At 69.4% G+C, this 16,185-nt stretch carries 18 protein-coding genes and 1 tRNA gene; 2 read left to right on the top strand and 17 right to left on the bottom strand.

Annotated features, from left to right (window positions below):
* Positions 1 to 30: 30 nt before the first annotated feature.
* From nuoF to tpiA, 9 genes are all read right to left on the bottom strand, one after another.
* Positions 31 to 1,395 carry an NADH-quinone oxidoreductase subunit NuoF gene (gene nuoF / locus MQC88_RS03410; protein WP_243319219.1) on the bottom strand — a complete coding sequence of 455 codons (1,365 nt, stop codon included), beginning with the start codon at positions 1,393 to 1,395 and terminating at the stop codon, positions 31 to 33.
* The gene (gene nuoE, locus MQC88_RS03415; RefSeq protein ID WP_243319220.1) at positions 1,395 to 1,922 is read right to left on the bottom strand and encodes an NADH-quinone oxidoreductase subunit NuoE; all 528 of its coding nucleotides are present in this window, start codon (positions 1,920 to 1,922) and stop codon (positions 1,395 to 1,397) included. The genes nuoF and nuoE overlap by 1 nt, the downstream gene beginning before the upstream one ends.
* Positions 1,919 to 3,223, bottom strand: coding sequence for an NADH-quinone oxidoreductase subunit D (locus MQC88_RS03420; RefSeq protein WP_243319221.1), 1,305 nt, complete (start codon positions 3,221 to 3,223; stop codon positions 1,919 to 1,921). The genes nuoE and MQC88_RS03420 overlap by 4 nt, the downstream gene beginning before the upstream one ends.
* On the bottom strand, positions 3,220 to 4,002 hold the full coding sequence (locus tag MQC88_RS03425; protein WP_243319222.1) for an NADH-quinone oxidoreductase subunit C: 783 nt from the start codon (positions 4,000 to 4,002) through the stop codon (positions 3,220 to 3,222). Before MQC88_RS03425 ends, MQC88_RS03420 begins: the two co-directional genes overlap by 4 nt.
* Positions 4,002 to 4,574, bottom strand: a complete 573-nt coding sequence (locus MQC88_RS03430; protein ID WP_243319223.1) for a NuoB/complex I 20 kDa subunit family protein — start codon at positions 4,572 to 4,574, stop codon at positions 4,002 to 4,004. The genes MQC88_RS03425 and MQC88_RS03430 overlap by 1 nt, the downstream gene beginning before the upstream one ends.
* Entirely contained in the window at positions 4,565 to 4,921 is a 357-nt protein-coding gene (locus MQC88_RS03435) for an NADH-quinone oxidoreductase subunit A (RefSeq protein WP_243319224.1), read from the bottom strand. The genes MQC88_RS03430 and MQC88_RS03435 overlap by 10 nt, the downstream gene beginning before the upstream one ends.
* 146 nt (positions 4,922 to 5,067) lie before the next feature.
* Positions 5,068 to 5,152: transfer RNA gene (locus MQC88_RS03440), tRNA-Leu, on the bottom strand.
* An 82-nt stretch (positions 5,153 to 5,234) separates the two neighbouring features.
* Entirely contained in the window at positions 5,235 to 5,678 is a 444-nt protein-coding gene (gene secG / locus MQC88_RS03445; RefSeq protein ID WP_243319225.1) for a preprotein translocase subunit SecG, read from the bottom strand.
* A gap of 24 nt (positions 5,679 to 5,702) precedes the next feature.
* Positions 5,703 to 6,455 (bottom strand): triose-phosphate isomerase, encoded by a 753-nt coding sequence (gene tpiA, locus MQC88_RS03450; protein ID WP_243319226.1) that lies wholly within the window; start codon positions 6,453 to 6,455, stop codon positions 5,703 to 5,705.
* A 105-nt stretch (positions 6,456 to 6,560) separates the two neighbouring features.
* Here tpiA and MQC88_RS03455 point away from each other — a divergent pair, with 105 nt between their 5' ends.
* Together MQC88_RS03455 and MQC88_RS03460 are read left to right on the top strand one after the other, a co-directional pair.
* On the top strand, positions 6,561 to 7,358 hold the full coding sequence (locus MQC88_RS03455; RefSeq protein WP_243319227.1) for an SDR family NAD(P)-dependent oxidoreductase: 798 nt from the start codon (positions 6,561 to 6,563) through the stop codon (positions 7,356 to 7,358).
* Positions 7,359 to 7,362: 4 nt separating this feature from the next.
* Complete coding sequence (locus tag MQC88_RS03460; RefSeq protein WP_243319228.1) at positions 7,363 to 8,037, top strand: DUF6445 family protein; 675 nt, start codon at positions 7,363 to 7,365, stop codon at positions 8,035 to 8,037.
* A gap of 482 nt (positions 8,038 to 8,519) precedes the next feature.
* On the opposite strand, the gene MQC88_RS03465 is transcribed toward MQC88_RS03460, so the two are convergent.
* The 8 genes from MQC88_RS03465 to truA form a co-directional block, all read right to left on the bottom strand.
* Positions 8,520 to 9,470, bottom strand: a complete 951-nt coding sequence (locus tag MQC88_RS03465; RefSeq protein WP_243319229.1) for an isopenicillin N synthase family dioxygenase — start codon at positions 9,468 to 9,470, stop codon at positions 8,520 to 8,522.
* A 46-nt stretch (positions 9,471 to 9,516) separates the two neighbouring features.
* Positions 9,517 to 10,860, bottom strand: a complete 1,344-nt coding sequence (glmM, locus tag MQC88_RS03470; protein ID WP_243319230.1) for a phosphoglucosamine mutase — start codon at positions 10,858 to 10,860, stop codon at positions 9,517 to 9,519.
* Positions 10,861 to 10,873: 13 nt separating this feature from the next.
* Positions 10,874 to 11,764, bottom strand: coding sequence for an acetyl-CoA carboxylase, carboxyltransferase subunit beta (gene accD, locus MQC88_RS03475; protein WP_243319231.1), 891 nt, complete (start codon positions 11,762 to 11,764; stop codon positions 10,874 to 10,876).
* Positions 11,765 to 12,011: 247 nt separating this feature from the next.
* Complete coding sequence (trpA, locus tag MQC88_RS03480; protein ID WP_243319232.1) at positions 12,012 to 12,815, bottom strand: tryptophan synthase subunit alpha; 804 nt, start codon at positions 12,813 to 12,815, stop codon at positions 12,012 to 12,014.
* A complete protein-coding gene (locus MQC88_RS03485) occupies positions 12,812 to 13,237 on the bottom strand; it encodes a DUF3144 domain-containing protein (protein ID WP_243319233.1) in 426 nt (141 codons plus the stop codon). Before MQC88_RS03485 ends, trpA begins: the two co-directional genes overlap by 4 nt.
* Before the next feature lie 70 nt (positions 13,238 to 13,307).
* Positions 13,308 to 14,555: a tryptophan synthase subunit beta gene (trpB, locus tag MQC88_RS03490; RefSeq protein WP_254713191.1), complete on the bottom strand. Its 1,248-nt coding sequence runs from the start codon at positions 14,553 to 14,555 to the stop codon at positions 13,308 to 13,310.
* Between the two features lie 92 nt (positions 14,556 to 14,647).
* Positions 14,648 to 15,316: a phosphoribosylanthranilate isomerase gene (locus MQC88_RS03495; protein WP_243320254.1), complete on the bottom strand. Its 669-nt coding sequence runs from the start codon at positions 15,314 to 15,316 to the stop codon at positions 14,648 to 14,650.
* 11 nt (positions 15,317 to 15,327) lie between these two features.
* Positions 15,328 to 16,119 (bottom strand): tRNA pseudouridine(38-40) synthase TruA, encoded by a 792-nt coding sequence (truA, locus tag MQC88_RS03500; protein WP_243319234.1) that lies wholly within the window; start codon positions 16,117 to 16,119, stop codon positions 15,328 to 15,330.
* Positions 16,120 to 16,185 lie beyond the last annotated feature (66 nt).

Here is a 16,185-nt window from a genome sequence, read left to right on the forward strand (position 1 = left end):
GGCAACGGGGGTCGTGGAGGAATGTCGCGCTCATGCCGCCACCGCCTTGCGCACCACGGTGCCGTCGCGCTCGTCGTCCACCAGGAAGCGGCCATTCACGATGCGGTACTCGAACTCGTCCCAGAAATGGCGCAGGAAACCCTGCATCGGCCACGCCGCGGCTTCGCCGAAGGCGCAGATGGTGTGGCCCTCGATCTGCCCGGCGGCGGCTCGCAGCATCTGCAGGTCGTCCACCGTCGCCTTGCCCTCGGCGACGCGGGTGACCATGCGGTACATCCAGCCGGTGCCCTCGCGGCACGGGGTGCACTGGCCGCAGCTTTCCTTGAAGTAGAAGCGCGCGATCCGCTGGCAGGCGCGGACCATGCACGCGGTCTCGTCCATCACGATCACCGCGCCCGAACCCAGGCCGGACCCGGCCTTCTGGATCGCGTCGTAGTCCATGGTCAGGCCCATCATGGTGTCGGCCGGCAGCACCGGCATCGACGAACCACCCGGGATCACCGCCTTGAGGCGATGGCCGTTGCGCACGCCGCCGGCCATCTGCAGCAGGTCCGCGAAGGACGTGCCCAGGCGGATCTCGTAATTGCCCGGCTTGTTGACGTGTCCGGAGACCGAGAACACCTTCGGCCCGCCGTTGTTGGGCTTGCCGAGGTTCAGGAACCACTCGGCGCCGTTGCGGATGATCGCCGGCACCGAGGCGTAGGTCTCGGTGTTGTTGATCGTGGTCGGCTTGCCGTAGAGGCCGAAGTTGGCCGGGAACGGCGGCTTGTAGCGCGGCTGGCCCTTCTTGCCTTCCAGCGACTCCATCAGCGCGGTCTCTTCGCCGCAGATGTAGGCGCCGGCGCCGAGCGCGTTGTGGATGTCGATGTCGATGCCGCTGCCGAGGATGTTCTTCCCCAGCCAGCCATTGGCATAGGCCTCGCGCGTGGCCTCCTCGAGGTGCTCGAAGGGCTCGTGGTGGAACTCGCCGCGCAGGTAGTTGTAGGCCACCGGCGAACCGGTCGCGTAGCAGGCGATCGCCATGCCCTCGATCACCGCGTGCGGGTTGTAGCGCAGGATGTCGCGGTCCTTGGCGGTGCCGGGCTCGGACTCGTCCGAGTTGCACAGGATGTACTTCACGCCCGGGCCCTTGGGCATGAAGCTCCACTTCAGGCCGGTCGGGAAGCCTGCGCCACCGCGACCGCGCAGGCCCGACTGCTTGACCATGTCGACCACCGCCGCCGGCTCGATCTTCTCCTCGAGGATCCTGCGCAGCGCGGCGTAGCCACCGGTCTTGAGGTAGTTCTCGTACGACCACGGCTTGTCGTAGTGCAGCGTCGTGTAGACGACGTTGTGCTCCGCGGGCGCCGGGCCGACGGGGCCGTAACCTTCCGAATAGTGGGAGTGCCCTGCCATTACTTCAGCCCGTCCAGCAGCTCGTCCACCTTCGCGGCATCGAGCTTCTCGTGGTAGTGCCCGTTGATCACCACCACCGGCGCGCCGCAGCACGCGGCGACGCATTCCTCCTCGCGCTTGAGGTAGACGCGGCCATCGGCGGTGGATTCGCCCAGCCTGCAGCCCAGCTTGCGTTCGGCGTGCGCGACCAGGTCTTCCGCGCCGTTGAGCCAGCAACTGATGTTGGTGCAGAAGGCGACGTTGTTGCGCCCGACCTTCCGGGTCTCGAACATCGAATAGAAGGTGGCGACCTCATAGGCCCAGACAGGTGGCAGGCCGAGGTATTTCGCCACCGCGGCGATCAGTTCGTCGCTGAGCCAGCCGCCGTTCTGTTCCTGCGCCGCGTGTAGCCCCTGCAGCACCGCGGAGCGCTTGCGGTCCGGCGGGAACTTGGCGAGCCAGTGGTCGATATGGGCGCGGGTCGCGTCGCTCAACGCGACCATCGGGTCGACGTTGCGCGCGTTCTCGAAATTGCCGGTCGCTTTCATCGGTCGACTTCACCAAAAACAATGTCGTAGGTGCCGATCATTGCCACCACGTCGGCCAGCATGTGGCCCCTGACCAGTTCGTCCATCGACGACAGGTGGGCGAACCCGGGCGCGCGCAGGTGGCAGCGGAACGGCTTGTTGGCGCCGTCGCTCACCAGGTAGCAGCCGAACTCGCCCTTCGGCGCCTCGACCGCGCTGTAGGTCTCGCCTGCGGGCACGCAATACCCTTCGGAGAACAGCTTGAAGTGGTGGATCAGGGCTTCCATGTCGTCCTTCATCTCCTCGCGGGAGGGCGGCGCGACCTTGAAGTTGTCCAGCATTACCGGGCCCGGGTTGGCCTTCAGCCATTTCACGCACTGCAGGATGATGCGCGCGGACTGGCGCATCTCGGCCACGCGCACCAGGTAGCGGTCGTAGCAGTCGCCCTCGACCCCGACCGGGATGTCGAAGTCGACCTCGGCGTACTTTGCGTAGGGCTGCTTCTTGCGCAGGTCCCAGGCGATGCCGGAACCACGCAGCATCGGCCCGGTCATGCCCCAGGCCAGCGCCTTTTCCGGCGACACCACGCCGATGCCGACGGTGCGCTGCTTCCAGATGCGGTTGTCGGTGAGCAGCGTCTCGTATTCGTCCACGCGGCCCGGGAAGTCGTTGGCGAAGGCTTCCAGGTAATCGAGCATCGAGCCTTCACGCCAGGCGTTGAAGCGCTTGAGCTTGTCGCCCTTCCTCCACGGCGATTCGCGGTACTTCGACATGCGTTCGGGCAGGTCGCGGTAGACGCCGCCGGGACGGTAGTAGGTCGCGTGCATGCGCGCGCCCGACACCGCCTCGTACACGTCCATCAACTCCTCGCGCTCGCGGAAGGCGTACAGCATCACCGCCATCGCGCCCAGGTCGAGGGCGTTGGAGCCGATCCACATCAGGTGGTTGAGGATGCGCGTGATCTCGTCGAACATCGTGCGGATCCACTGCGCCCGCTCCGGCGCCTCGATCCCCATCAAGGTCTCGATCGCACGCACGTAGGCGTGCTCGTTGCACATCATCGACACGTAGTCCAGCCGGTCCATGTAGCCGATCGACTGGTTGAACGGCTTGGATTCGGCCAGCTTCTCGGTGCCACGGTGCAACAGGCCGATGTGCGGGTCGGCGCGCTGGACGGTTTCGCCGTCCATTTCCAGGATCAGGCGCAGCACGCCGTGCGCAGCCGGGTGCTGCGGGCCGAAGTTCAGCGTGTAGTTGCGGATTTCCTGCCGGGCCTCGGCGGGATTGCTGGCAAACGGGATGCTGGAGGGATGTGCGTTCACTTGCCAACCCCCGCAGGGCCGATGCCGCTGTCGATCTTCAGGTCATGGTCCTCGCCGCGCGCGGTCGCGTAACGGGCGTCGTCGCGGATCACCCGCGGCACGTTGACCCGCGGTTCCACCGAGGTCACCGGCTCGTAGATGACGCGCTGCTGCCCGGCGTCGTAACGAACCTCGACGTTCCCGATCAGCGGGAAATCCTTGCGGAACGGATGGCCGACGAAACCATAGTCGGTGAGGATCCGGCGCAGGTCCGGGTGCCCGGCGAAGACGATGCCGAACAGGTCGAAGGCCTCGCGCTCGAACCAGTTCGCGACCGGCCACAGGTCGGTGACCGAGGCCACGACGGGAAGCGCGTCGTCGGGGGCGAAGCAGGTCACGCGCAGGCGCTGGTTGTGCTGCACCGACAGCAACTGCAACACCGCGGCGAAGCGGCGGCGTGGCGCCACCGTGTCGGCGTGGCCCTGCGGCTGCGGGACTTGTTCGCTTGGCACCTCGCCGAAGCGGAAACGCCCGGGGCCCCTGCCCTGGACGCCGCGCGAGAAGCCTTCCGAAGACACGCCGGTGTCCCACTCGTCGCCGCCGTAGCCCAGGTAGTCGGCGCCGCACACGTCGATCAGCTGTTCGAATCCGAATTCGTCGCGCAACGCGCGGCAGCCGTCGTGCCAGACGCCGGCGTCGAACACGATCCCGACCTCGCCACGCGGCTCGGCCACGGAAACTTCCGCGCCGACGAAACGCGCGCGCAGGCGATCGGCAAGGGCAGCAGCCGTCGCGGCCATCAGCGCAGCCCCGTCTTGTTGTCGCCGAAGTTGCTGGCGCGGCGGATCTTCTTCTGCAGCTGCAGGATGCCGTAGATCAGCGCCTCGGCGGTCGGCGGGCAGCCGGGCACGTAGATGTCGACCGGCACGATGCGGTCGCAGCCGCGCACCACCGCGTAGGAATAGTGGTAGTAGCCGCCGCCGTTGGCGCAGCTGCCCATCGAAATCACCCACTTGGGGTCGGGCATCTGGTCGTAGACCTTGCGCAGCGCCGGCGCCATCTTGTTGACCAGGGTGCCGGCCACGATCATCACATCGGCCTGGCGCGGCGACGGCCGGAACACCACACCGAAGCGGTCCAGGTCCAGGCGCGACATGCCGGCATGCATCATCTCCACCGCGCAGCACGCCAGGCCGAAGGTCATCGGCCACATCGATCCGGTGCGGGCCCAGTTGAGCAGGTCGTCGAACCTCGCCGTCGCGAAGCCATGCTCCACCAGCGGGTTCTCGCCCTCCGGGCGCAGGATGTCGTCGACCCGTCCTTGCGGCAGCGGGTTGTTCATCAACTGCGCGACGGTCTCGCTCACTCCCATTCCAGCGCTCCCTTCTTCCAGACGTAGACGAAGCCGATCACCAGCAGCGCCAGGAACACGCCCATCTCGACCAGCCCGAACACACCGAGCTCGCGGAACACCACCGCCCACGGGAAGATGAAGGCGATTTCCAGGTCGAACACGATGAACAGGATCGCCACCAGGTAGTAGCGCACGTCGAAGCGCATGCGCGCGTCCTCGAACGCGGGGAAACCGCATTCGTACGGCGACAGCTTTTCGGGGTTCGGGCGCCTGGGCCCGAGGACGTTGCCGATGACGATCAGGGCGATGCCGATGCCGGTGGCAACGATCAGGAACAGCAGGGTCGGCAGGTATTCGGCCAGCACGCGCGTCCTCTTTCGGCCATCCCGGCCGGCACCCGGACGTCCTGTCCGGGAAGTCTGTCGTTATCGGCAATCCGCATCCAAGGATGCGGGCTGCCGCTTGCTCCAGCCGCTCCGCGCGCGAGGCGCGGGCCGACGGGAGGCGCATATGGTGCCCAAGAGGGGACTCGAACCCCTACGACCTAAGCCGCTACCACCTCAAGGTAGTGCGTCTACCAATTCCGCCACCTGGGCAAGCGTCCATCCCGGACACGACAACCCGGGCATCCGGCCCGGATTTTCCAGCAGATTTTCAAGCAGGCATTTTAACCGACGCTCAGCCGCCCGTCGGCGGTGTCGCCGGTTGCGGTTGCGCGCCCGGGGCCGCGGCCGGAGCCGCCGGCACCGTGGAGGCGGGCGCCTGCGCCGGCTGCGCCACGGGCGCCGTGGGCACCGTCGCGCCGGTGGAGGGCGCCGGCGCGGGCGTCGCCGCGGCCGGGACCTGCCCCATCAGGCCCAAGTCCTGCTGCGCCGGCCCCTGGGTCGCCGAGTGGGTCGCATACCAGGCCATGCCCAGGCTGATCCCGAAAAACGCGATCGCCAGCCATTTGGTGCTCTTGGACAGGAAGTTGGATGCGCCGCGGGCGCCGAAGACGGTCGCGGAAGCGCCGCCGCCGAAGCCGGAACCGGCCTGCGCGCCGGCGCCGCGCTGCATCAGGATCATCGCGATCATCGCGATCGCCAGCAGCACGTACACGACATTGAGGATCAGCATCAGCATTGCACGGGGTCTTCCGGTCTTGTCTCAGGGCGCCGCCGCGGCTGCGATGGCAAGGAAATCGGCGGCCACCAGCGAGGCGCCGCCGATCAACCCGCCATCGACGTCCGGCTGTGAAAACAGCGCGGCGGCGTTGTCGGGCTTGCAGCTGCCGCCGTACAGGATCGGCAGCGAGCCCGCGATTTTAGCATCGCGCGCGGCCACTTCGCCACGAATGAAGGCATGGATCGCCTGCGCCTGCTCCGGGCTGGCGGTATGGCCGGTCCCGATCGCCCAGACCGGCTCGTAGGCCACCACGGCCCCTTCCAGCACCGTGGCGCCACCCAGGTCGAACAATGGCGCCAGCTGGCGCTCGATGCAGTACTCGGTCTGCCCGGCCTCACGCTGCTGCAGGGTTTCGCCCACGCACAGGATCGGCACAAGCCCGGCATGGCGCGCCGCCAGGAACTTGCGCGCGACCAGCTCGCTACCCTCGTTGTGGTACTGGCGGCGCTCCGAATGGCCGACCAGGCCGTAGCGCGCGCCCACGTCGACCAGCATCGATGCCGACACCTCGCCGGTGTACGCGCCCTTCTCGTTGGCGCTCACGTCCTGCGCACCGAAGGCGATGCCACGGTCGGCGTAGTGCTCGACCAGGTCGCCCAGGTAGGGCAGCGGCGGCAACACCACGCGCTCGACCCCGGCCGGCGCCGGCACCGCCACCAGCGCATCCAGCAGCGCGTGCGCGAAGGCATGGTCGCCATGCAATTTCCAGTTTCCGGCCACGATCCTGCGGCGCATCGTCCTGCTCCGTCGCGTCAAGGCGCGCAGTCTATCCCAGCGCCGCTAGAATCCCCATGCCGCGTCCCACCGTAGGCGCGCCTTTTCTTCCGAAGCGAGCCCGCGATGCCCGGTTCCGGCCATGCCCTCGTCACCGGCGCGTCAAGCGGCATCGGCGCGGCGATCGCGCGCGAATACGCGCGCCGCGGCGTGCCGCTGGTGCTGAGCGCGCGCCGCGAGGATCGCCTGCAGGCGCTGGCGGCGACGTTGCGTGGGCAGGTCGCGGTCCAATGCATTCCCGCCGACCTCGCCGATCCGCTCGCACCGCGCTGGCTGCAGGAGGAAATCGGCCGGCGCGGGCTGCACGTTTCGCACCTGGTCAACAATGCCGGCTACGGCGTTCCCGGGCGCTACCTGTCCTCGGAGTGGAAGACCCACGCCGATTTCCTGCAGGTGATGGTGACCGCGGTCGCCGAACTCACCCATCGCTTCCTGCCGCCCATGGAAGCCGCCGGCCACGGTCGCATCCTCAATGTCGCGTCGCTGGCGGGCCTGGTACCGGCCTCGGCCGGCCACACCCTGTACGGCGCGGCCAAGGCCTTCGTGATCCGTTTTTCCGAGTCGCTGGCGCAGGAAACCGCAACGCGGGGAGTGCACGTGACCGCGCTGTGCCCGGGCATGACCTGGAGCGAGTTCCACGACGTCAACGGGATGCGCGCGCGGGTTTCGAAACTACCGGCCTGGCTGTGGCTGAATGCCGACCGCGTCGCACGCCTGGGGGTGGCCGCGGTCGAACGCGGCGATGCCCGTTGCGTGACCGGCGGCGTCAACCGCATCCTCGCAGGCCTGTCGAAGTACCTGCCCGAATCCGCGGCGCGCGCGCTGATCGACCGCCGCAGCCGGGATTTCCGCGACTCGGATTGACCCCATGCCCAAGCCCGTGCCCACCATCAAGTTGCTGCCCTACCGCAAGCCGACCCTGGGCCGCGACTACTGGCTGCTCGACGATGCCCTGCCCGACGCCGCCGCCCTGCGCGCGCGCTGCCTGGCGCGCACGGACTGGAGCGAGGGTTATCCGTACAGGCCGGAGGCCTGGCCAGGGATGCGCGCCCTGCCCGCGCTGCAGCCTGCGGAACTGGAGCCGATCGAGGCATGGGTGCGCGAGGCGACCGGCAGCAAGCGTCTGTGGGTGCAATCCATGCCCGACGGCGGCCACCTCAACCACAACTGCGTGCAGGTGGTGGGCGAGGACGAATCCGGGCCGAAGCCGCATACCGACTCGCGCACGCTGTGCCGCTACGCCGCGGTGCTGTACCTCAATCCGGATGCGCCGGCGCACTGCGGCACCAGCTTCTACCGGCAACGCCTGCCGGACGGGCGCCTGGGCGGCAACGCGGTGATGCCGCCGCACGCCAACCTGGTCGATGCGCTGGGCACGCGTTTCGTGGCGCAGGGATCCTTCGTGGAAGACGTGCGCGTGGAGCACCGCTTCAACCGCCTGCTGCTGTACCGCGCCAACCTGATCCACAGCGCCAGCGCCTACTGCGGGCAGGCGCTGGCGGACAAGCGCATGGCGGCGGTGTTTTTCTGGATGGCCGCCTGAGCGCGGCGACCACCGCGCGCGGTGCGTCCAGGCAATGGCCGTGGCACCGGCTACGGATACTTGCCGGGGCGCCGATACGGACATTCGCCGGGGCATCGGGAATGCAGGCATTCGTCGGGTGCCGGATCCGGTTGCCCTCGGGTGCGAATGTCCTCCGGCGCCGGCCTTTGGCCGACGCCTCCCCATTGATTTCGCACCCAGGGGCAACCGCACGCGGCGTTGCGGCTGCGCAGCGGTTTTGAGCGCAAAGCTGAGCAGAACAGAGCAAGGCTTTTCAGCAAGCCCGTGATCCGGCGTGCCAGCGTGGCCGGCAGCCCTTCGGGGCGAAACAAGGGAGGAGGCCGCAGGCCGGGGGACATTCGCCCCGAAGGGCTGGCGGTCACGCCGGCGCCCGTCAGGTCGCCCCGAAGGGCTGGCCATCACGCCGGGGCCCGTCGCGTCGTGGCGTGCGACCAGGTGATCGCGGCCCCGCCCGATCCCGCTTACTTCAACTTGATCTCGCGCAGGCGTTCTTCGAGGTAACCCTGCGCGGTGATCGGCTCGGGATAGCGGCTGGGATTGTCGGCGGTGACGCATGACGGCAGCACGTCGATCAGGAAATCCGGGTTCGGGTGCAGGAAGAACGGCGTCGAATAGCGCGGCTGGCGCGCACCGTCGCCCGGCGGATTGACCACCCGGTGCGTGGTCGAGGGATACGCGTGGTTGGTCAGGCGCTGCAGCATGTCGCCGATGTTGACCACGATCGTGTCCGCGTCCGCCGTGAACGGCACCCACTCGCCCTTGCGCGACAGCACCTCGAGCCCGGCGGCGCTGGCGCCGACCAGCAGCGTGATCAGGTTGATGTCCTCGTGCGCGCCGGCACGGACGTTCGGCACGTCGGGGGTGGTGATCGGCGGGTAGTGGATCGGGCGCAGGATCGAATTGCCGTTGTCGATCTTGTCGGCGAACCACTGCTCCGGCAATCCCATGTGCAACGCGAGCGCGGCCAGCACCTGCACGCCCAGCTGGTCGAGCGCGACGTACAGCCCATAGCCGGTCTCGCGGAACCCGGGCACTTCGTCGGGCCACAGATTCGCCGGCATGTCGGCGGCGTATTTGGAATCGCGCGGAATCTCGCGGCCGATGTGCCAGAACTCCTTGAGGTCCGGATAGCGCGAATCCTTCGCGGTCTCGACCATGAACGGCGTGTAGCCGCGGGCGCCGCCGGCGCCGGGGACGTGATAGTTGCGCTTGGTCGCGTCGGGCAGCGCGAAGAACCGACGGAACACTTCGTAGGCATCGTCGACCAGCGACTGCGGGATGTCGTGGCCGCGGATCCCGGCGAAACCCCACTCGCGGTAGGCGGCGCCCAGTTCGGCGACGAAGGCGTCGCGGTCCGCTGCGCTGGCCGGCGCGGTGAAGCGACGAATGTCGAGGGTGGGGATGGCGCTCATGGTCGTCTCGGGATGGGATGCGTACCCCGCGCGGGCGGGGTGGGAATCATTGCGCTGCGGCGCGCACCGCCGCGGCCAACGCGTCGAGCGTGGACTGCATCAAGCCGGCGTCGTCGGCCTCGACCGTGACCCGCACCACCGGTTCGGTCCCGGAAGGGCGGAGGAACGCGCGGCCGCGCCCCTCCACCGCACGCAGGGCCTCGGCCAACGCCGCCTGCACGCTCGCCGCCTCGGCCGGCCTGGCGCCATTGCCGCAGCGCACGTTGACCGTCTTCTGCGGTACCCGCTGCATGCCCTGCAGCGCAGCGCGCAGCGCGATGCCGCGGCGATGCAGCACTTCCAGTACCTGCAATGCACTGACGATGCCGTCCCCGGTGCTGGCGCGGTCGAGGCACAACAGGTGGCCGGAAGCCTCGCCGCCAAGCATGCCGCCGTGCTGCAGCAGCGCCTGGTGCACGTGACGGTCGCCCACCTTCGCGCGCACGAACTCGATCCCGCTTTCGCCCAGGGCGCGCTCGAAGCCGTAGTTGCTCATCAGCGTGCCGACCACCGGCCCGCGCAGGCGACCGCTGCGCTGCCAGTCTGTGGCCAGCACGTACAGCAGGTCGTCGCCGTCGCACACCGCGCCGTCGCCGTCCACGAACAGCACCCGGTCGCCGTCACCGTCGAAGGCAATGCCGAGGTCGGCACCGGTCGCGCGCAGGTGCGCGACCAGTGTCTCCGGGTGGGTCGAGCCGACGCCGTCGTTGATGTTGGTGCCGTTGGGATCGACGCCGATCGCGTCCACCCGGGCGCCGAGCTCGCGCAACACCAGCGGCCCCAGCTGGTAGGTGGCGCCGTTGGCGCAATCCATCGCGATGCGCATGCCGCCGAGGTCGAAGCCCCTGGGCACCGAATTCTTGCAGGCCTCGACGTATCGGCCGACCGCGTCGCGCGTGCGCACCGCCTTGCCGAGCTGTTCCGAAGGCACGGTGCGGAACGGCCGTTCGAGCGCCGCCTCGATCTGCAGTTCGGTGGCGTCGTCGAGCTTCTCGCCCTGGGCGGAGAAGAACTTGATGCCGTTGTCGTGGTGCGGATTGTGCGAAGCGGAGATGACGATGCCGCCGTCGGCGCGCATCGAATGGGTCAAATGCGCGACCGCGGGCGTGGGCATCGGCCCCATCAGCTGCACGTCGACGCCGGCCGCGACCAGCCCGGCCTCCAGCGCGGCCTCGAACATGTAGTTGGAGATGCGCGTGTCCTTGCCGATGATGACCACCGGCTTGCGCCAGTCGTTGCGGGGCAGCGCATACCCGTAGGCATTGCCCAGGCGCAGCACGAAATCGGCCGAGATCGCGCCTTCGCCGACGCGACCGCGGATGCCGTCGGTGCCGAAGTGCTTGCGGCTCATGGCGGGCACCGGGTCAAGCAGCGGCCTCGGCGTCTTCCCGGGGCCGGGGCTGCTTCATCAGCATCGCCAGCAATTCGGCGATGCGGTCGCGCAATTCGCGGCGGTCGCAGATCTGGTCGATGGCGCCGTGCTCGACCAGGAATTCGGAGCGCTGGAAGCCCTCCGGCAGCGTCTCGCGCACGGTCTGCTCGATGACGCGCGGGCCGGCGAAGCCGATCAGGGCCTCGGGTTCGGCCATGTTGATGTCGCCGAGCATCGCCAGCGATGCGGACACGCCGCCGGTGGTGGGATGCGTCATCACCGAGACATACGGCAACCCCGCGGCGCGCAGGCGCCCGAGCGCGGCCGAGGTCTTGGCCATCTGCATCAGCGAGAACAGGCTTTCCTGCATGCGGGCGCCGCCGGTGGCGGAGAAGCACACCAGCGGCGATCCGATTTCCAGCGCACGCTCGGCGGCCAGCGCGAAGCGCTCGCCGACCACCGAACCCATCGATCCGCCCATGAAGGCGAAATCGAAGGCGCAGGCGACCAGCGGTTGGCCCTTCAGCGTGCCCTGCATCGCGATCAGCGCGTCGCGCTCGCCGCTGGACTTCTGCGCGGCCTTGATCCGCTCGGAGTACTTCTTCTGGTCCTTGAACTTCAGCACGTCGGTGGGCCCGAGCGCGGCACCGATCTCGGTGCAACCGGCCGGGTCCAGGAACGCCGCCAGCCGCACGCGCGCGCGAATCGGGCGGTGGTGGCCGCACTTCGGGCAGACCTCGAGGTTTTCCTCGAGTTCGGGCCGATACAGCACCGCGCCGCACTTGTCGCATTTTTCCCACAACCCTTCGGGCACGCTGCGCTTGCGGCTGGTGGCCGCCTCGGTGCGGATGTGCGCGGGCATCAGTTTCTTCAACCAGCTCATGCGGGCAGGTACTCGAACGTGGGTGCCACGACTGCGGTTGCTGGAGCGGATGCCCTCGCAACCCCCATGCCGTTCCGCGCGCGGAACGGGATCGCCTCCCGTTCCAGGGCGGCTGTCAATCCGGATGGCCTTGCGGCTCGCGGGGCCTGGCCGCGCGCCACGAAGCTGGATCCGTTGCCGGCCGCATTGCGGCATGGCGCCTGCGATTCTAGCGCAGGCATCCCGCGCCACCGATGCGTCGGCCGGTTCAGGCGGCGTCGAGGGCGGACCGCAACGGTGCCAGGAACTCGCCGGCGAGCGCGGCGGCGCGCGCCGCATCGCCAGCATCCGCGATCGCCGCGACCAGCGCGCTGCCGACGACCACGCCGTCGGCTTCCGCCGCCATCGCCCTGGCACCGACCGCATCGCGGATGCCGAATCCGGCGACCACCGGCACCCCGGCAAGCGCGCGGATCTCGCGCAATCGCGCCGTGGCGGCCCCGGCATCGAGCCGGTCGGCGCCGGTCACGCCGGCGAAACTGACGTAATACAGGTAGCCGCGCGCATCCACGCGCAAGCGCTGCATCCGCGCCGCCGACGTGGTCGGCGCGGCCAGCAGGATCAGCGCCAGCTCCTCGCCGGCGAAAGCCGCGCGCAGGTCGTCGGCCTCTTCCGGCGGCAGGTCCACCAGCAGCACGCCATCGACGCCGGCCGCCGCCGCGTCGCGGGCGAAGCCCTCGGCGCCGCGGATCTCGATCGGGTTGAGATAGCCCATCAGCACCACCGGCGTGGCGCCATCGCGCAGGCGGAAATCGCGCACGCAGTCCAGCACGTAGGCCAGACCGGCGCCGCGGGCCAGCGCGCGTTCGGAACTGCGCTGGATCACCGGGCCATCGGCCATCGGGTCGGAGAACGGCATGCCCAGCTCGAGCACGTCGGCGCCGGCTGCGACCAGCGCATGCATCACCGGAACCGTCGCCTGCAACCCCGGGTCGCCCGCCGTGACGAATGGCACCAGCGCCTTGCGGCCAGCGGCGCGCAAGGCGGCGAAGGTGGCGTCGAGCCGGGTCACTCGGCGGCGGGCGCCGCCGGCGATACCGGGTTCGCGGTTTCCGTGGGCAGCGGCTTGCCCGGCAGGGTGAAGCCCGCGGCGGCGTATTCGGCTGCCAACTCGGACTCGCCGACGTCGATGCCGCGCTCCGCGCCGAGGCCATCCAGGTGTTCGTTGAGCATGCGCCGGTACATGGTGCTCATGTAGTCCAGGAAATCCTTGCGCTCGGCCGCGGCATTGGCGCCGGCGTTGGCGAGGTACACATGCGCGTTGAAGCGTGCTGCCGCGAACATGCTGGCCATGCTGATGCGCTTCAAGCCCTGGACCTTGGACTGCCGGTTGGTCAGTTCCAGGAATTCGTTGACGCAGGTGAAGAAGGCCGGATCAAGCCCGCTGGAGCCGGGCGCTTCGGTCTGGATAGGGGTCTGGGTCGGTTCGGTCACGTTCTTGCCTCGGGTGGAAAGTGGAAATGGAAGGGAAACCGCGGCCGTCGGCCCGGTTTCGGGGTGTGGGTCAGGGCCTGATTTTCGCGCGTGCCGCGATGGTGTGCACGTCCTTGTCGCCGCGGCCGGAGAGATTGCACAGGACGATGGCATCGCGCGGCAGGCCGCGCGCGAGTTTCACCGCCTGCGCCAATGCGTGGCTGGATTCCAGCGCCGGCAGGATGCCTTCGCAGCGCGCCAGCTGGTAAAACGCGGCCAGGGCCTCGTCGTCGCCGACCCCGACGTATTCCGCGCGCCCGGCGTCCTTCAGGAACGCATGCTCGGGGCCGACCCCCGGGTAATCCAGGCCCGCGGAAATCGAGTGGGTTTCGACGATCTGGCCATCGTCGTCGCACAGCACGTAAGTGCGGTTGCCGTGCAGGACGCCGACGCGACCGGCCGACAGCGAGGCGGCATGGCGGCCCGTGGCGATGCCCTCGCCCGCCGCTTCCGCGCCGACCAGGCGCACGTCGCGGTCGTTGAGGAAGGCATGGAAGATGCCGATCGCGTTGCTGCCGCCGCCGACGCAGGCGGTGACCACGTCCGGCAGGCGGCCATGTTCGGCCAGCATCTGCGCGCGCGCCTCGCGCCCGACCACGGCGTTGAAGTCGCGGACCATGCGCGGGTACGGGTCCGGGCCGGCGACGGTGCCGATGATGTAGAAGGTGTCGCCGACGTTGCCGACCCAGTCGCGCATCGCCTCGTTGAGCGCGTCCTTGAGCGTGGCCGAGCCGCTGGTGACAGGCACCACGGTCGCGCCCAGCATCTGCATGCGGTCGACGTTGACCTGCTGGCGGGCGATGTCGGTGGCGCCCATGTAGACCACGCACTCCAGGCCCAGGCGCGCGGCCACGGTGGCACTGGCAACGCCGTGCTGGCCGGCCCCGGTTTCGGCGATGATCCGGGTCTTGCCCATGCGCGCGGCGAGCAGCGCCTGGCCGATGGTGTTGTTGATCTTGTGCGCGCCGGTGTGGTTCAGGTCTTCGCGCTTGAGCAGGATGCGGGCGCCACCGACCTCCCGGCTCAGGCGCTGCGCGTGGTAGATCGGGCTTGGCCGACCGACGTAGTGCGCCAGGTCGTCCTCGAAGGCGGCGATGAAGGCCGGATCGGCGCGCGCGGCATCATAGGCGTCGGCCAGCTCCTGCAGCGGCCCGGCCAGGGTCTCGGCCACGAAACGCCCGCCATGGCGGCCGAAATGGCCACTGGCATCGGGCCAGGCGTGGAAGTCGACCGGGGCTTCGGCGATCGCGATGGTGTCGAGGGCGGAGGAACGGTTCATCGGGCGGCGGCGCGGCGGAGTGCGGCCGCATGCGGCGCTGGGCCGCCCAGTGTAGGCGGAAAGCCGGGTCGCGGCATCCGCCGCCAGCGGGGTCAGGCGTCGGTGTCGTGCTCGACGTGGCAATCCGCGCGCCTGACCTCCTCGACGAAGCGGCGCATGCGCTCGCCGTCCTTGATCCCCGGCGCGCTCTCGATCCCGCTGGACACGTCCACGCCCCACGGCAGCACCGTGGTGATGGCGTCGAAGACGTTGTCCGGGTCGAGGCCGCCGGCCAGCATCACCGGCTTGGCGAGTTCGGCCGGCAGCCGGCTCCAGTCGAAGCGGGCGCCACTGCCGCCCGCGGCCCCCGGCGCATGGCCGTCGAACAGGAAGCCCGACGCCCCCGGATAACGCGCCTGCAACGCCGCCGCGGTGGGCGCCTGGCCGTCGCCCATCGCCACCGCCTTCAGCCACGGCACCCCGAACCCGCGGCAGAAGGCGTCGTCCTCGGCGCCGTGGAACTGCAGCAGGCTCGGCCGCACCTGCCTGATCGCCTCGCGCACTTCCTCGGCGCTGTTGTCCATGAACAACGCCACCGCATCGACCAGCGGCGCCAGCGCGTTGCGCATCGACCGCGCCTCCGGGGGCCGCACCTGGCGTGGGCTGTCGCGGGCGAACACGAAACCGATCGCATCGGCCCCCAGCTCGCTGGCCAGGCGCACGTCGCCGGCGCGGGTCATGCCGCAGAACTTGATGCGGGTGCGGAACAGGGTGCGGCGCAGCTGGATCGGGATCACAGGGTCACCTCCGCGGGCAGGCCGCATTCTCCGGGATAGCGCGGACCGACGAACACGAGCCCGTCCGCCGGGGCCGTCGGGCCCGCCGCCGCGCGGTCGCGGCCCGCCAGCAGCTGCGCGATCCAGTCCTCGGCGGCTTCGCCCCGGCCCACCGGCAAGAGACTACCCACGATGTTGCGCACCATGTGGTGAAGGAAGGCATTGGCCTGCACCTCGACTTCGACGATCGCACCGTCGCGGCGCACCGCGATGTGCTGCAGGTCGCGGCGTGGGTGCGGGGCCTGGCAATGCACGGTGCGGAAGGCGGAAAAATCGTGTTCGCCCCGCAGCGCCTGCGCGGCGCGGTGCATGGCGTCCGCGTCCAGCGGCTTGCGTTCCCACGACAGGTATTGCCGCTGCAACGCCGGCCGCACCGCCCGGTTGAGGATGCGGTAGCGGTAGCGGCGCGCGCGCGCGGAAAAACGGGCATGGAAATCGTCCGCAACCGGCACGCACCACAGCACGCAGACCGCCGGCGGCAGGCGCGAAGTCGTGCCCAGCATCCAGCCACGCGGTTCGCGCATGGCGTGGCTGTCGAAGTGCACCACCTGGCAGGCCGCGTGCACGCCGGCGTCGGTACGCCCGGCGCAGACGGTCTCCACGCCATGGCCGGCGACGAACGACAGCGCCTGTTCCAGAGCGGACTGCAGGGTCGGCTCGCTGCGGCGCTCGGGTTCGCCGGGCCGGTTCAGGCGCTGCCAGCCGGAAAAACCGCTGCCGTCGTATTCGACGCCCAGCGCGTAGCGCATCCGGGCTATTCCCCGCTGCGGGCGTACGCCCTGGCCGGCTTCGCGGGCACGCGCATGGCGGCCGCG

It is taken from the genome of Cognatiluteimonas sedimenti (assembly GCF_022808325.1).
In the GTDB taxonomy this organism is placed as follows: domain Bacteria; phylum Pseudomonadota; class Gammaproteobacteria; order Xanthomonadales; family Xanthomonadaceae; genus Cognatiluteimonas; species Cognatiluteimonas sedimenti.

What these genes read in the sequence shown, in the direction of transcription:
- nuoF (WP_243319219.1), bottom strand. Translation starts at nt 1,395, where the DNA reads ATGGCAGGGCACTCCCACTATTCGGAAGGTTACGGCCCCGTCGGCCCG.
- nuoE (WP_243319220.1), bottom strand. Translation starts at nt 1,922, where the DNA reads ATGAAAGCGACCGGCAATTTCGAGAACGCGCGCAACGTCGACCCGATG.
- MQC88_RS03425 (WP_243319222.1), bottom strand. Translation starts at nt 4,002, where the DNA reads ATGGCCGCGACGGCTGCTGCCCTTGCCGATCGCCTGCGCGCGCGTTTC.
- MQC88_RS03430 (WP_243319223.1), bottom strand. Translation starts at nt 4,574, where the DNA reads ATGGGAGTGAGCGAGACCGTCGCGCAGTTGATGAACAACCCGCTGCCG.
- secG (WP_243319225.1), bottom strand. Translation starts at nt 5,678, where the DNA reads ATGCTGATGCTGATCCTCAATGTCGTGTACGTGCTGCTGGCGATCGCG.
- tpiA (WP_243319226.1), bottom strand. Translation starts at nt 6,455, where the DNA reads ATGCGCCGCAGGATCGTGGCCGGAAACTGGAAATTGCATGGCGACCAT.
- MQC88_RS03455 (WP_243319227.1), top strand. Translation starts at nt 6,561, where the DNA reads ATGCCCGGTTCCGGCCATGCCCTCGTCACCGGCGCGTCAAGCGGCATC.
- MQC88_RS03460 (WP_243319228.1), top strand. Translation starts at nt 7,363, where the DNA reads ATGCCCAAGCCCGTGCCCACCATCAAGTTGCTGCCCTACCGCAAGCCG.
- MQC88_RS03465 (WP_243319229.1), bottom strand. Translation starts at nt 9,470, where the DNA reads ATGAGCGCCATCCCCACCCTCGACATTCGTCGCTTCACCGCGCCGGCC.
- glmM (WP_243319230.1), bottom strand. Translation starts at nt 10,860, where the DNA reads ATGAGCCGCAAGCACTTCGGCACCGACGGCATCCGCGGTCGCGTCGGC.
- accD (WP_243319231.1), bottom strand. Translation starts at nt 11,764, where the DNA reads ATGAGCTGGTTGAAGAAACTGATGCCCGCGCACATCCGCACCGAGGCG.
- trpB (WP_254713191.1), bottom strand. Translation starts at nt 14,555, where the DNA reads ATGAACCGTTCCTCCGCCCTCGACACCATCGCGATCGCCGAAGCCCCG.
- truA (WP_243319234.1), bottom strand. Translation starts at nt 16,119, where the DNA reads ATGCGCTACGCGCTGGGCGTCGAATACGACGGCAGCGGTTTTTCCGGC.